At 63.4% G+C, this 12,225-nt stretch carries 16 protein-coding genes; 6 read left to right on the forward strand and 10 right to left on the reverse strand.

Going from position 1 to position 12,225, the window contains the following annotated elements; genetic code table 11:
• Window positions 1-132: 132 nt before the first annotated feature.
• Complete coding sequence (locus tag CK224_RS23070) at window positions 133-777, reverse strand: response regulator transcription factor (RefSeq protein WP_066992920.1); 645 nt, start codon at window positions 775-777, stop codon at window positions 133-135.
• Window positions 774-2,174 carry a sensor histidine kinase gene (locus CK224_RS23075; protein WP_066992923.1) on the reverse strand — a complete coding sequence of 467 codons (1,401 nt, stop codon included), beginning with the start codon at window positions 2,172-2,174 and terminating at the stop codon, window positions 774-776. Before CK224_RS23075 ends, CK224_RS23070 begins: the two co-directional genes overlap by 4 nt.
• A 558-nt stretch (window positions 2,175-2,732) precedes the next feature.
• On the opposite strand from CK224_RS23075, the gene CK224_RS31460 reads away from it, so the two are divergent.
• Window positions 2,733-2,915, forward strand: coding sequence for a hypothetical protein (locus tag CK224_RS31460; protein WP_176477999.1), 183 nt, complete (start codon window positions 2,733-2,735; stop codon window positions 2,913-2,915).
• Between the two features lie 16 nt (window positions 2,916-2,931).
• On the opposite strand, the gene CK224_RS31465 is transcribed toward CK224_RS31460, so the two are convergent.
• On the reverse strand, window positions 2,932-3,090 hold the full coding sequence (locus tag CK224_RS31465) for a hypothetical protein (protein ID WP_164747355.1): 159 nt from the start codon (window positions 3,088-3,090) through the stop codon (window positions 2,932-2,934).
• Between the two features lie 492 nt (window positions 3,091-3,582).
• On the reverse strand, window positions 3,583-3,723 hold the full coding sequence (locus CK224_RS31470; RefSeq protein ID WP_176478000.1) for a hypothetical protein: 141 nt from the start codon (window positions 3,721-3,723) through the stop codon (window positions 3,583-3,585).
• A gap of 42 nt (window positions 3,724-3,765) precedes the next feature.
• On the opposite strand from CK224_RS31470, the gene CK224_RS23080 reads away from it, so the two are divergent.
• Genes CK224_RS23080 through arsC form a run of 3 tightly spaced genes read left to right on the forward strand, consistent with a single transcriptional unit; the run spans window position 3,766 to window position 5,218 of the window.
• Window positions 3,766-4,116 (forward strand): metalloregulator ArsR/SmtB family transcription factor, encoded by a 351-nt coding sequence (locus CK224_RS23080; RefSeq protein ID WP_067321941.1) that lies wholly within the window; start codon window positions 3,766-3,768, stop codon window positions 4,114-4,116.
• Window positions 4,113-4,811, forward strand: a complete 699-nt coding sequence (locus tag CK224_RS23085) for an MIP/aquaporin family protein (protein ID WP_095783348.1) — start codon at window positions 4,113-4,115, stop codon at window positions 4,809-4,811. Before CK224_RS23080 ends, CK224_RS23085 begins: the two co-directional genes overlap by 4 nt.
• Window positions 4,808-5,218: an arsenate reductase (glutaredoxin) gene (arsC, locus tag CK224_RS23090; protein ID WP_067321933.1), complete on the forward strand. Its 411-nt coding sequence runs from the start codon at window positions 4,808-4,810 to the stop codon at window positions 5,216-5,218. Before CK224_RS23085 ends, arsC begins: the two co-directional genes overlap by 4 nt.
• Before the next feature lie 178 nt (window positions 5,219-5,396).
• Here the strand turns inward: arsC and CK224_RS23095 are convergent, their stop codons facing one another.
• Entirely contained in the window at window positions 5,397-5,579 is a 183-nt protein-coding gene (locus CK224_RS23095; protein ID WP_066992937.1) for a hypothetical protein, read from the reverse strand.
• Between the two features lie 204 nt (window positions 5,580-5,783).
• On the opposite strand from CK224_RS23095, the gene CK224_RS23100 reads away from it, so the two are divergent.
• Window positions 5,784-5,933 (forward strand): hypothetical protein, encoded by a 150-nt coding sequence (locus CK224_RS23100; protein ID WP_095778956.1) that lies wholly within the window; start codon window positions 5,784-5,786, stop codon window positions 5,931-5,933.
• 166 nt (window positions 5,934-6,099) lie between these two features.
• Window positions 6,100-6,372 (forward strand): PilZ domain-containing protein, encoded by a 273-nt coding sequence (locus CK224_RS23105; RefSeq protein ID WP_095783349.1) that lies wholly within the window; start codon window positions 6,100-6,102, stop codon window positions 6,370-6,372.
• 212 nt (window positions 6,373-6,584) lie between these two features.
• Here the strand turns inward: CK224_RS23105 and CK224_RS23110 are convergent, their stop codons facing one another.
• From CK224_RS23110 to CK224_RS23130, 5 genes are all read right to left on the reverse strand, one after another.
• Window positions 6,585-6,869, reverse strand: coding sequence for a photosystem reaction center subunit H (locus CK224_RS23110; RefSeq protein ID WP_095778953.1), 285 nt, complete (start codon window positions 6,867-6,869; stop codon window positions 6,585-6,587).
• A gap of 100 nt (window positions 6,870-6,969) precedes the next feature.
• The gene (locus CK224_RS23115; RefSeq protein WP_095783350.1) at window positions 6,970-7,293 is read right to left on the reverse strand and encodes a DUF2934 domain-containing protein; all 324 of its coding nucleotides are present in this window, start codon (window positions 7,291-7,293) and stop codon (window positions 6,970-6,972) included.
• Window positions 7,294-7,390: 97 nt separating this feature from the next.
• Complete coding sequence (locus tag CK224_RS23120; protein WP_095783351.1) at window positions 7,391-8,500, reverse strand: mandelate racemase/muconate lactonizing enzyme family protein; 1,110 nt, start codon at window positions 8,498-8,500, stop codon at window positions 7,391-7,393.
• The gene (locus tag CK224_RS23125; RefSeq protein ID WP_095783352.1) at window positions 8,500-10,938 is read right to left on the reverse strand and encodes an FAD-dependent oxidoreductase; all 2,439 of its coding nucleotides are present in this window, start codon (window positions 10,936-10,938) and stop codon (window positions 8,500-8,502) included. Before CK224_RS23125 ends, CK224_RS23120 begins: the two co-directional genes overlap by 1 nt.
• 148 nt (window positions 10,939-11,086) lie before the next feature.
• Window positions 11,087-12,085, reverse strand: coding sequence for a L,D-transpeptidase (locus CK224_RS23130; protein WP_095778950.1), 999 nt, complete (start codon window positions 12,083-12,085; stop codon window positions 11,087-11,089).
• Window positions 12,086-12,225: the final 140 nt, after the last annotated feature.

Raw genomic sequence — 12,225 nt, forward strand, 5'->3', positions numbered from 1 at the left:
CAAATCACCCCCGCCTTTAGAGGCGGGGGTGATTTGCTTTTGAGGGGACGGTGAATGGTGAATAGTGAATAGCAATCAACGGACGGCACTTCACCGAATGGAACGCGCCGGCGCTTCACCATTCACTATTCACTAATTCCTCTCTCTCGCTTCATGCATCAGCAGCGCCGCCTCCGTCCGATTGCGCACGTTGAGCTTGGCGAGCACTCGGGTCATGTGGTGCTTGACCGTCTTTTCCTGCAGCGACAGCCGCATCGCAACCTCCTTGTTGCTCAGGCCCTCCGCCACCAGCCCCAGGATCTCGGCCTCGCGGCCGGTGAGCTGGCTGAGCGGGTCGGGCTTGCGGCTGGTGGGCTGTAGCAGGTCCGACAGCAGCCGGGCAGAAAGCGTCGGCGAAACGTAGCTCTGGCCGTTGGCGACGTCGCGCAAGATCTCGGCCAGCGACTTGGAGCCGACGCCCTTCAGCACATAGCCCCGCGCGCCCGCCTTCAGCGCCTGGGCGACATCGGCATTGGTCTCGGACACGGTGAGCATGACGATCTTTTGCTCGGGCGCCGCCGAAAGGATGCTGGCCAGCGCATTGAGGCCGCCGCCGGGCATGCTGATGTCGAGCAGCAGCACGTCGGGCGCGCTGGCGCGGACCAGCTTTTCGGCGTCCTCGGCGCTGGCGCCTTCGCCCACAAGCTCGAAGCCGCCGATCTCGCCGAGGCTGCGCGCCACGCCCTCACGAAACAGCGGATGGTCGTCGACAATAGCGATGCGGATGGGTGCGGTCACGGCTGCTCCTCGACAGACAATGTGATTACCAGTCTCGTTCCCCCCGGCCCCGAAAGCGTCTCGAACTGCCCGCCAATGCTTTCGATACGCTCCCTTAGGCCGGCAAGCCCGAGGCCTTCGCTTCGCGCAGGATTGAAGCCCGGACCGGTATCCTGCACCTCGACCAAAAGCTTGCCGCCCTTCATCGTGGCTCTCACCTGCTGGCCCTTGCCCTTGCCGTGCCGGAAGGCGTTATTCAGTCCTTCCTGCACGAAACGATAGATGCTGATCTTCTCCGAGGTGCCGAGTTCCGGCAAGCGCTCCGGCAGCGTCAGCAGCACTTTGGTGTCGGTGCGGCGCTCATGCTCGGCGACCGCCAGCCGCAATATGTCGGCCACCGCCTGCGTCTCGATCTGCGGCAGCACCAGGCCGTTGCAGATGCCGCGTATCTCGCGCATCGCTTCGCCCAGCGTCTTATGGATGCCGGCGATTTCCGCCTCGCGCTGCGGTTTGGGCGTGGCGGGGTCGACCAGCACCGGACTGTCCATTCTGAGCGCGGCAAGCGCCACCAGCTGCGCCGGGCCGTCATGCAGGTCGGCGCCGATGCGCCTCAGGTAGCGTTCGTTGATGGCAGTGGCTCGCCGCGAGGCGCGCTGCACGCGTTGGCGTAGCGACGAGTTCTGCGCCAGCGCCTCCTGCAACTCGGTGACCTTGGCTTCGAGCGCGGCACGCTGCGTCTGGATGGTGCGGCTGCCGCGAAACACGATGCCCGACAGCAGCGCCAGCGAGGCGGCGGTGGCGCCGGCCACCACCAGCCAGGTCCATCTGAGCGCTGAGTTCAGCGTCTCCTGGAAATCGTCGGCGACTTCGTAGAATTCCGACACCGCCACCACTTCGCCCGACCAGGGTTCGCGCACGGGGTTGTAGATCTCGAACAACGGCGCGGTCACCGCTTTCTCTTCGCTGGTCTCAGGATCGTCGGCGAGGTTGTTGAATTCCGCCACGACATTGCCGGCAAAGGCCGAGATCAGATTGGGGTTGGGCGGAAACGTCTTGCCGATCAGCTTCGAGTTATCGGCGTAAAGCACCGTGCCGTCGCGCCGCCACAGCTTGAATGACACTAGCCTCTTGCCGAGCGCGCCCTGGCCGAGCGTCTCGTCCAGCGCCCGTTTGACCGTGTCGTCGAGCTCGCGGCTCTTGCGCAGGTCCGGCAGCAGCGGCGCGATCACGCTGTCGACATAGAGCGCCGTCGTGGTGGCGGAGTTGTGCATCACGCCTTCGCGGATTTGCGACGTCACCCAGAGGCCAACCACGAGCATCACCGCCAAAAGCCCGATGCCGCCGGCAATCACAAACTGCCAGGCCAGCGACAGCCCGCTCCAGATTTGCACAGGTCGCTTCAAGGTCTCCCTGACCATACGCGCGATTCACCCCACCACGAAAAAGAGTATAGGCCAGCCGCGGCAATTGCGACACCGACCTTGGTCCGGCCTTCAGGCGAGCGGTTAACAGCGCGGCCGTCGAGGCTGCAGAAACCGCTTGCAGGTGCCAAGAACGCCTAGTCCGGCCCCCGGCTCAGATGCGGGCGGAACATTAGCAGTTTCTAAGTGTTGAGGTCTTTGCGAGGGCTCCCGAAAGAAACTTCGGCCTATGCCCCCTTGGCAGGCGCGTTTCCTGACCGCTGACATGTGGAGAGGACCATGAACAACATCATCTGGATCGTAGGTGCTATCGTCATCGTGATCGCCATTTTGAGTTTTCTGGGTCTGCGCTGATTCGAGCCGGGCCGCTTGTAGCGATTGGCGGCGCGAATGAAACGTGCGGCGGCTTGGGCCGGCCTTGGCCATCCGGCTTTTCGGTCGTGCTCGTGGGGATGATCACCGCACTTGTTTTCAGGCGGATGGGCTGGAACGCAAAATAGGGCGACCGCGTTTTGTCTCGCTATGTCGAGGAGTTCTCACCTTCACAAGGCCGAGATGCCAGGCTTGGCCTCGATTGCCGAGGCGGAGCGCCGGGCGCGCGCCGAAAAGAACGCCAGACTGAGGGATCTTCGTACGCATACATCGTGGCTGGTGCTCGATCCCGACGCGCTTTTTCGGGACGAGATCGACTGCTCGGCGCTGTTCGGTGAAGTGCCTGGGCTAAAAATCATCGGCTAGGAGAGGCCCTTGGCTGTCAGGCCGGCTGAAGCCGTCCGACAGGTGCCCCGCGCGAGATCGCAATCAGCCGCGCAACGGCCAATGGCGCCAAGAACATGAAAACCGTCGTGATGCCGAGGAAGATCGACCAAGCCAGATCGATCACGCTGTGGTCATAGCAGACTGCGAATTCCATGGCGCCTCACCCTATTATCAACCCCGCTGCGCATCAGGTTGCCACGCATTGAGCCAAGCATGATCCTCATTTTCAAGAAATACAAGAGATCGCTAATTTGGGTAGTGGATCAGTTTGAAAGTCCACCCCGATCAGAATAGGCGCTTTCGCCTAGGCCCCGTCCGGAAATAGGCGGAGACGGGCATCACCGACAAGCTTTGGGAGATCGCGGACATCGTTGAGCTTGTCGAAGCCAAGAAGCCAACGGTGCGCGGCCCTTACAAAAAGCGCGTGACGTAAAAAGAGAAGGGCTCGCGGCGAATGGGCGCGAGCCCTTTTCCTTGCCAAGAGCGACATTGTTGGGCGTGCTCCCAGCGGCCGGATAATCATCACAATCAAGGGTTTGAAGGAAGCTGGCGATCATTCACATTTGTTCAATAGAGCGTGATCGACGGGGGAGTTTGGGCTAACCCGTGATTCAAACCGACCCACTATCCTAGTTGGGGTGGAATTTCACCGTCCGGCCGCGTCATAACGAAACACCAGCGGCTTGTCTCGGCAATCAGCCAGCGCGTGGAGCAGATCGCCGATACTCAGGTCAGACGGATCCAATGGAGGAGCAGCGACGATTTTTTGGTTGTCAGGAGTGAGCATGACGGCTATTCCTCGTTTCAATATTTCAAGGATTGTTGAAACTTGGATGAGCGTCAAGCCCTGATGGCCTTTGGTGCGCTGTCGCAGGAAACGCGGCTGAAACTGCTTCGGTTGCTGGTGGTTGCCGGGCCGGACGGCATCGCCGCCGGTTCGCTTGCCGAACAGGTCGAGGTCTCTCCGTCCAATGTCAGCTTCCATCTCAAGGAACTGGAGCGCGCCGGCCTGGTCGGCACGCGCCGCGACGCACGCTCGATCGTCTACAGCGCGGAATACGATGCGCTTTCCGCTCTGATCCGCTTCCTGATGGAGGATTGCTGCTCGGGCCGGCCGGAAATCTGCGCGCCGGCGCTCGCCGCCCCGTGCTGCCGGCCGGGCGAGGGACCCCGGCAATGATCTCTTACGATCTGCCGCGACGTGCCGTTGCTGAAGCCCTGGGCGCCGGCCTGCTGGTGGCAACGGTGGTCGGTTCCGGCATCATGGCGGAGACGCTGACGCATGACACCGCGCTGGCGCTGCTCGCCAACACGCTCGCGACCGGCGCCATGCTGGTGGTGTTGATCACCATCCTCGGACCGATCTCCGGGGCGCATTTCAATCCGGCCGTCTCGCTCGTCTTCTGTTTGAACCGGTCGCTGCCGGCGCGCGATCTGCCTGCCTATCTCGCCGCGCAGTTCGCCGGCGGCATCGCCGGCACGATCGCCGCGCACCTCATGTTCGCCCTGCCGCCCTTGGAAATCGCGACCAAGCTGCGCGCCGGACCGGCGCAATGGTTTTCAGAGATTGTCGCGACATTCGGCCTGGTCGCTGTAATTCTCGCCGGCCTGCGCTTTGAGCGACGGGCTGTGCCATGGCTGGTAGGCCTCTTCATCACCGCCGCATACTGGTTCACCGCCTCTACGTCGTTCGCCAATCCGGCCGTCGCCGTGGCGCGTGCGCTCACCGACAGCTTTTCCGGCATCAGGCCGGCCGATCTCCCGGGTTTCATCGTCGCCGAACTGCTCGGCGCCTTGATCGCGCTGGCGCTGATGGGATGGCTGCTGCGGCCCGAATCCATCGAGCAATCCGAGCCACTGAAAGCCGAGCCATGACGGTCACCATCTACCACAACCCCGCTTGCGGCACCTCGCGCAACACGCTTTCCATGATCCGCGCCAGCGGTGAGGAGCCGATGGTGATCGAATACCTGAAGGCGCCGCCGAGCCGCGAACGGCTACTCGAATTGATCGCGGCGATGGGCATCACCCCGCGCGACCTGTTGCGGGAGAAAGGCACGCCCTACGCGGAGCTTGGCCTCGCCGATCCGAAATGGAGCGACGACGAGCTGATCGGTTTCATGCTCGCCCATCCCATCCTCATCAACCGGCCGATCGTGGAGACGCCCAAAGGCACGAGGCTCTGCCGGCCGTCGGAGGCGGTGCTGCCGCTGCTCGACAACCCCGTGCGCGAATTCATCAAGGAGGATGGCGAGAAGGTCGCCTGGTTGCCGCAAACCTAGAGCGCCAGATGCTTCATGAAGTAGATCGAGGCTCGTGGTTTGCGAACGGGTCGACAAAGTGATGCGGCACGACACCGACTTCTTGCCAGTTTCTGCATAAGGTCCGCCGCTATCGGAGCTTGGCGATAGATTTGTCGCGCGGCGAACCCATGGCGGCGATCGCTACGCCGGCAGCCGATCAGGCGCAGTCCTTCAACTCGACCACCTCGACGCCAAGGCGGAAGGCCTGACCATCGGCATAGGAGCGCGCATATTGCTCGGCTTCGAAAGGGAAGGTCATCGTTGTGCCGTAGGCGGTGACGCGCACCGTCCACCTCTGGCCCTTGACGAGTTCAACGCCGTGAAGCTTGGCCGTCGCCATCTCACCCTCCTCCAGTCCGGCATGCTCGCGGACGCAAAGACTAACGCCGCGGAAGTCGTTTGAGTACAAATAATCCGACCCAATCGTGTCGCTACCGCGTCGATTCCGACATTCGGCGCGGCGCTTCCGTGAAATGGATCACGTTCGCTGCTGGAACCCTGGACAGGTCGAGTGGATTAGACTTACGAGCAGAGGAGGTGTCCCATGATCCGCAAGCTGAAGTCCGGCGACTACCGGCTCTATTCGCGCAAGGTGGATCCGAGGACCGGCAAACGCCGGAATCTCGGCACCTTCAAGTCGCGCGAGGCTGCCGAAAAGCACGAGCGCGAGGTGCAGTATTTCAAGCGGCATTAGCGTCTTGCGGCAACCTCGTTCGGTCCGGCGCCGCCTGTGCGGAAACGGGATCGGCGAGTGGGCAGTGATTAGAAAACGCTAACGGAACGGAAACACGTCTGCGCTAGGGTGGTGCGTCGGGCGAGGGAGTTTGAGCCCGCCGGGCAAGTTTCGGGACCAGTGCATCATGGCCACCTTTCCCCACTTAGAGCGCCGTCTTCATTCACGAGAATTCGTGCTGAAGGAGGCCACGATCGTCACCGGCGACGCCAGCATCAAGTGCTCCGTCCGTAACCAGCACGAGCATGGCGCCGAACTGCGCGTCGGGCCGCAGGTGGAATTGCCCGACCGTTTCACGCTCATTGTTCCCGATGACGACGCCGTCTATCGGGCCGTGGTGCGCTGGCGCCGCAACGAGCGCGTCGGCGTGCAGGTCTACAGCAATTCAATGAAGGGCTGATGGCCTCCTTCGTTAGCCCCGGCAACAAGCTCGAAATATCCAACCAGACAGTGCGGCTCACGGCAATCTACCAGTTTTTGAGGGGGAGCCGCGGCGGAGCGGCGTCGCCGGCTTCTCCACCGCCGTCGTCTCGTTGAGCGCGGGGGCCACGTGCAGGCCGCCGAGCGCGACCTGCTGAATGGAGGCCCGGCTCTCGTCGGACCCTCCCGTGCTCAGTCGTGATGCTCGGGCATCGACTTCAGCTGGTCCTTCGTCCATCTGGTCACGGCGTGGACGTCGCCGTCCTCGTCGCGCATGAAATCCAATTGGTTGGCGCTGACGGCGACCGGCTTTGCACCGATGCCGAGGAAGCCGCCGACATCGATGACGACCTGGCTGCCATGCATGTGGTCGACCGAACCGATCTTTTCGTCGTCCGGGCCGTAGATGGTTGCGCCTTCGAGAATGCTGGGAGTCAGTTCGGCGTTTGTCAGCCTTACGTGGTTGGTGTGATCCATGACAGGTCTCCTGTGGTTAGACAGGAGGAACTGTCGATGGCAACGAGGGTTCCGCCGACGTCGAATGCCGGCAACCGTCGCACGCGTCGTGGTTCCTGACCTACAGCCCTTTCCGTGCCCGGATGCTCCGCGCCGCCTGCTCGATCGCGGCGCGGTCGCTGCCCAGCCTGTCGAGCAACTCCTGCGCTTCTTGGGCCGATATGCCGGTGCGTATCGCAAGCGCCTCGACCGTCAGCACATCCGCGCTGTCGATCTCGCGCGTTGCAGGCAGCGCATCGCCTGCCGTGAGCGGCAGCGCCGCCTCGCGATCGATCTCCATCTCGGCCTGGCGCCAGTGCCGCTCATGGTCGCCATGCAAACTGCCCTCGCGCTGCCAGAGCTCATAGGCACGCTGCCTGATCTTCTCGGTCCGATCATCATCCATTGCCGTTCCTCCCTTTGCGTGCCACTCAACGCGGGATGAGGCGGAACGATCCGCGAGACCCAAGAAGTGATCGGCTGGGCCAAAGCCTGGCCGGTTGTCAGGCTCCGTAAGTCGCCAGCGGACTGCCGAATATCCCGGCCTCGGGTTTCACGCCCAGGCCCGGCCGCTGCGGCACGGCTATGTGGCCCTTTTCGATCACGACCGGGTTCTTCCGGTCGAAATGCCCGTCGATATATTCTTGGGCGATCCAGGCCCCCTCCATCCGGCGCGGCTCGACCGTGGCAGCAAGATGGACACACGCCGCCGCGATGATGTCGCCGCCCCAGGCGTCGTCGCAGCTGTGCGGCAGCGAGCGAATTGCGCAAAGGTCGCGCACGGTTGTCATCTTCGTGAGGCCGCCGAGGCGCGTCACCTTGAAGCCGAAGCCGTCGGCGATGCCCATGGAGATCGCTCGAAGCACCGCGTTCTGGTCCTCGGTACTCTCGTCGAGGTAGACCGGATGCGTCACCCGGCCCTTCAGCGTAGCGACTTCATCCATGGTGTTGCAGGGCTGTTCGAAGACGAAGGGGATCGCCTGGCAAAGCCGGTCGAGATGCATTGCCGACGCGATTGTCAGGCCCCGGTTGCCGTCGACCGCGATGCGCGCCTTGTAGCCGACAGCTTCCCAGACCTTGTGCACGACGGCCACGTCTTCTTCGAGGTTGCGCCCACCGATCTTCACTTGGAGGCGGGGATAGCCGGCCTTCACCTTGTCGGCGGCGATCCTCGCCGTTTCGTCCGGCGGACCTACGATCAGCGAATAATAGGCCGGCACGCGATCGGTCAGCGCGCCGCCCAGCAGCGTCGAGACCGGCACGCCGAGCTTTTGGCCGAGCAGGTCGAGAAAGGCCATGTCGAACGCGGCCTTGGCATAGCCATGTCCGTTCAGGCGCTCGTTCATCTGTTTCGCAAGCAGTCTGATAGAAGCGATCTCCGCACCGATCAGACCCGGGGCGATTTCGGCGATCGCCGCGCGGGCGCCCAGTGCATGGTGCGGCTGATAGACCGGTCCGATCGGGCAGGTCTCGCCCCAGCCGGTCAAGCCGTCATCGGTCACGATCTCGACAAGGGTGGAGTCCAGCGACTCCACGTCGTCGCTGGCCATGCGGTAGATGCCGCCTTTGACGGGCAACTGCGCCGAATAGACGTTGATCCGATCGACGCGCATCACATACGCGCCCTGGCCGAGGTCGGATCGTAAGGCGAGTCCGCGATCACCTCGGCGATCTTCCATTCCCCCAAAATGGCGACCTCGAGTTTGGTGCCAGGCTTGCTCAGACGCTGCGGCAGAAGGGCCAGCGCCACGTCATGGCCGAGCGCGTAGCCGTAGCCGCCCGACGTAATGCGCCCGACAAGTTCGCCGTCGATATAAAGGCCCTCCGAGGCAAGCGTGCTCGCGCCGTCGGTTTCGATCTTGAGCGTCACCGACCGGCGCTGGTCGTTCCTCGCCTTGTATTTCAGCATCGCCTCGCGGCCGACGAAATCGCCCTTGTCGAGGCGGATGAAGCGCTCGAGCCCGCTCTCCAGCGCGTTGAGCTCAGGGTTCATGTCGCGATACATGGCGCGATAGGATTTTTCGAGCCTGAGCGACTCCAGCGCATGCAGCCCGACAAGCCGCATGCCGTGCTTCTCGCCCTCCTTTAGGATGGCATCCAGCAGCTGCCGCTGATAGGGCAGCGGATGATAGAGTTCCCAGCCGAGCTCGCCCTCATAGTTGACGCGCAGGAGCCGAACGTCGCTGGCCAGGGCGACGCTGCCGGTCGTCACGCTGAACCACGGGAACTTTTGGTTCGAAAGATCGACCTCGGTCAGCGGCTGCAGCACTTCGCGTGCCTTGGGCCCGACGACGGTGAAGCAGCCGCGATCGTTGGTGACGTTCTTCAGTGATACGCTGCCGTCGGCGGGCAGCAGCCTTGAGAGATCGTCGAAATTCCAGCGCTCGGCGCGCGGCGTCGAGATCAGGTAGAACAGGTCTTCTCCGAGCCGCGCCACCATGTACTCCGCCTGCACGCCGCCGCCCGCAGTGAGGTGATGCGCAAGCGTCACCTTTCCGACAGCCGGCAAGCGATTGGCAATGATCCTGTCCAGCCAGGCGGCCGCGTTCGGTCCGGACACCTCGAACTTGGTCATGGGCGTCATCTCGACCAGGCCGACGGCAGTGCGCACCGCCTGGACTTCCTCGGCGACGAGGTTCCCCTTTGGCGTCCATCGCCAGCTATACTGGTCCTTGGCTTCGACGCCGTCGCGCGCGAACCAGTTGGGCATCTCCCAGCCATTGAGCACGCCCCAGACGGCGCCGAGCTCGGTCAGCCTGTCATAGGAAGGCGCGGTCTTCTGCGGCCGGGCGGCGGGCATGTCCTGTCCCGGATACTTCTGCTCCGCATGTGTGCCCCAGGCCTCGCGGACCTTTTCGCGCGTCCAGGCCTTGTTGGCGTAGTCGCCGAAGCGGCGCGGATCGAGATCCGAGGTGTCGAGGCTGTTGCCGCCTTCGACGATCCGTTCCGACAGGTAATAGCCGATCGTGCCGCCCCACAGGATGCCGCCTGGCACGCCTTCGGCCAGCCAGACATTGGGCAGCCCCCAGGCCGGCCCCATCAAGGGAAGCTCGTCCGCGGTCATCTGGAACGGTCCGCGCACATTGGCCTTGATACCGACGCGCCCCAGCGCCGGCACAAGCCGCAGAGCCTGCTCCCAGTTCCACGACACCGCCTCGAAATCTTCTTCGACGAGGTCGGCGCCGAACCAGGAAGGGACGCCGTCCTCGGCGAACAGTTTCAGGTTCGCCGTGCGCTCGTAAGGCCCGAACATCAGCCCGTCGCCTTCTTCGCGCAGATAGCCCTCGAACCCTTCGTCGCGCAGGATCGGCATTTCGGGGCGGCCCTGCCTTTTCCGCTCGACGATTTCCGGCACCGCTTCGGTGATCCAGTACTGGTGCAGGATCGGGATCGCCGGGATATCGAGGCCGAGCAGCGCGCCGGTCTGGCGCGCATAATTGCCGGTCGCGGAGATCACGTGCTCGCAGGTGATGTCGCCCCGGTTGGTCTGGACGAGCCACTCGCCGCCGGGCGTGCGCCTGAAGCCGGTGACCTCGGTGTTCAAGTACACCTTGGCACCCAGATCCCGCGCGCCTTTGGCCATGGCGTGCGTCACATCGGCCGGCGCGATGTGGCCGTCGTCGGGATGATAAAGCGCGCCGAGCATGTGGTCGTTGTCGAGCAGCGGCGCCAGCTGCCTCGCCTCGGCCGGCGTCAGCAACTCAGCGCGCATGCCCTGGACGTCGGCCACGCTCATATAGCTCTTGAATTCGTCTAGCCGGTCGCGGCTGTTGGCAATGCGCAGCTGGCCGCATTTGTGCCAGCCGACCGGCTGGCCGGTTTCGGCCTCCAGCCCTTCATAGATCTCGATGGTCTTCTTGATCATGCGGCCGACATTGATGTTGCGGGTATAGGACGGGATCAGGCCCGCCGCATGCCAGGTGGAGCCGGCCGTAAGCTGGGTCCGCTCGAGCAGCGCAACGTCGGTCCAGCCGCGCTTGGCCAGGCCGTAAAGGATGCCGGCGCCGACGCATCCTCCGCCGACGATCACCACTCTCGCATGTGCTTGCATCGAACCACCAATTCCAGATCGTTTTCAAAAGCGCGCCGCCGAAGCTACAGGCGACGGAAGGCCGTGTAACGTTCTGAAAAACTAGGGGTAACGATAAATTGGGCTTATGCAGCGATCCCGCCTTGGCGGCTCGCTCCTCCCGGCGTTTTTACTGCGCCTGCCCGTCCTGCGCCGTCTCGTCCTTGAACTCGACTTTCGTGCCCGGCTTGACCATGGCGGCGAGGTCTTCGGCATCCCAGTTGGTCAGCCGGATGCAGCCATGCGAGTAGGTCGTGCCGATCTTGCCGGGATCCGGCGTGCCGTGGATGCCATAGCTTTCGATCGAGAGGTCGATCCAGACCGATCCCACCGGATTGTTAGGTCCCTTGGCGATGGTGAAGGGCCGCTTGCTCTTGACCCCCTTGAAGGCGAATTTCGGATTGTAGTGATAGGTCGGATTGCGCACCACGCGTTTGACCTCCGCGGCGCCGCTCGGCGCCGGCTTTTCCTCGCTGCCGATCGAGGCCGGATAGACCGCAACCGGCTTGCCTGATGGATCGAGCGCGCGGACCTGGCGGGATGCCTTGTCGACCTCGATGGTCTCGATCTCCGCCGGGGCGTCGCCCCGTCCGAGATCGGGCACCACGAGGCTCACATCTGCCTTCCGGAACCCGACGCGCGGGTTTAGCGTCTTCAGCAATTGTTCGCTGATATGGAAACGCTCGGCCAGCCTCTCCCGCGCATTGCGATAGCCGAGGCGCTTCAGACGAGCCATCCGCTCCAGGCGGGTGGGGATGCGCCTGGTAAAGGGGCCGCGCACGTCCTTGACCGTGACCTCATATGTCACCAGAACCGGCTCGGCGGAGCTCGCCGTCAGCTTGTCCCAGGTCTCGCGTGTGAGCTTGCCGTCGGAAGCCAGTCCGTTGGCCGCCTGGAACGCCGCCACGGCTTTGGCAAAATTGTCGGAGAGGCGACCGTCGATCAGGCCCGGCGAGAAGCGGGCGCGATCGAGAAGGATCTGCGCCTTGAGAAGCATCGGACTGACGTCCTTCGGCTCGTCCTCGCTGAATTGCGCCTGATTGACCGCGTCGAGATCAAGCCTGGCCGCCTGAGCTCCGCTGCATGCGAGCGCGAACGCCACGGCAGCGACAACGAAGAGCCGGACCATCGACTTCACTCCCGGGTTACGACAAAAACCTGTCTTTATGACGCGGGCGTGCCGATCTGGTTCCTGTCGCAGCGCCGGCGTGCAAATCATTAGAACGTGCACCTTTGGGCGTACGATCTTGAATTTTATGCCGAAACCAG

The organism is Mesorhizobium sp. WSM3862 (assembly GCF_002294985.1).
Taxonomy (GTDB): Bacteria; Pseudomonadota; Alphaproteobacteria; order Rhizobiales; family Rhizobiaceae; genus Mesorhizobium.

Coding starts and splice junctions, on each gene's coding strand:
- CK224_RS23075 (WP_066992923.1), bottom strand. CDS start 2,174: ATGGTCAGGGAGACCTTGAAGCGACCTGTGCAAATCTGGAGCGGGCTG.
- CK224_RS31460 (WP_176477999.1), top strand. CDS start 2,733: ATGCCAGGCTTGGCCTCGATTGCCGAGGCGGAGCGCCGGGCGCGCGCC.
- CK224_RS31465 (WP_164747355.1), bottom strand. CDS start 3,090: ATGGAATTCGCAGTCTGCTATGACCACAGCGTGATCGATCTGGCTTGG.
- CK224_RS31470 (WP_176478000.1), bottom strand. CDS start 3,723: ATGCTCACTCCTGACAACCAAAAAATCGTCGCTGCTCCTCCATTGGAT.
- CK224_RS23085 (WP_095783348.1), top strand. CDS start 4,113: ATGATCTCTTACGATCTGCCGCGACGTGCCGTTGCTGAAGCCCTGGGC.
- arsC (WP_067321933.1), top strand. CDS start 4,808: ATGACGGTCACCATCTACCACAACCCCGCTTGCGGCACCTCGCGCAAC.
- CK224_RS23095 (WP_066992937.1), bottom strand. CDS start 5,579: ATGGCGACGGCCAAGCTTCACGGCGTTGAACTCGTCAAGGGCCAGAGG.
- CK224_RS23100 (WP_095778956.1), top strand. CDS start 5,784: ATGATCCGCAAGCTGAAGTCCGGCGACTACCGGCTCTATTCGCGCAAG.
- CK224_RS23105 (WP_095783349.1), top strand. CDS start 6,100: ATGGCCACCTTTCCCCACTTAGAGCGCCGTCTTCATTCACGAGAATTC.
- CK224_RS23110 (WP_095778953.1), bottom strand. CDS start 6,869: ATGGATCACACCAACCACGTAAGGCTGACAAACGCCGAACTGACTCCC.
- CK224_RS23115 (WP_095783350.1), bottom strand. CDS start 7,293: ATGGATGATGATCGGACCGAGAAGATCAGGCAGCGTGCCTATGAGCTC.
- CK224_RS23120 (WP_095783351.1), bottom strand. CDS start 8,500: ATGCGCGTCGATCGGATCAACGTCTATTCGGCGCAGTTGCCCGTCAAA.
- CK224_RS23125 (WP_095783352.1), bottom strand. CDS start 10,938: ATGCAAGCACATGCGAGAGTGGTGATCGTCGGCGGAGGATGCGTCGGC.
- CK224_RS23130 (WP_095778950.1), bottom strand. CDS start 12,085: ATGGTCCGGCTCTTCGTTGTCGCTGCCGTGGCGTTCGCGCTCGCATGC.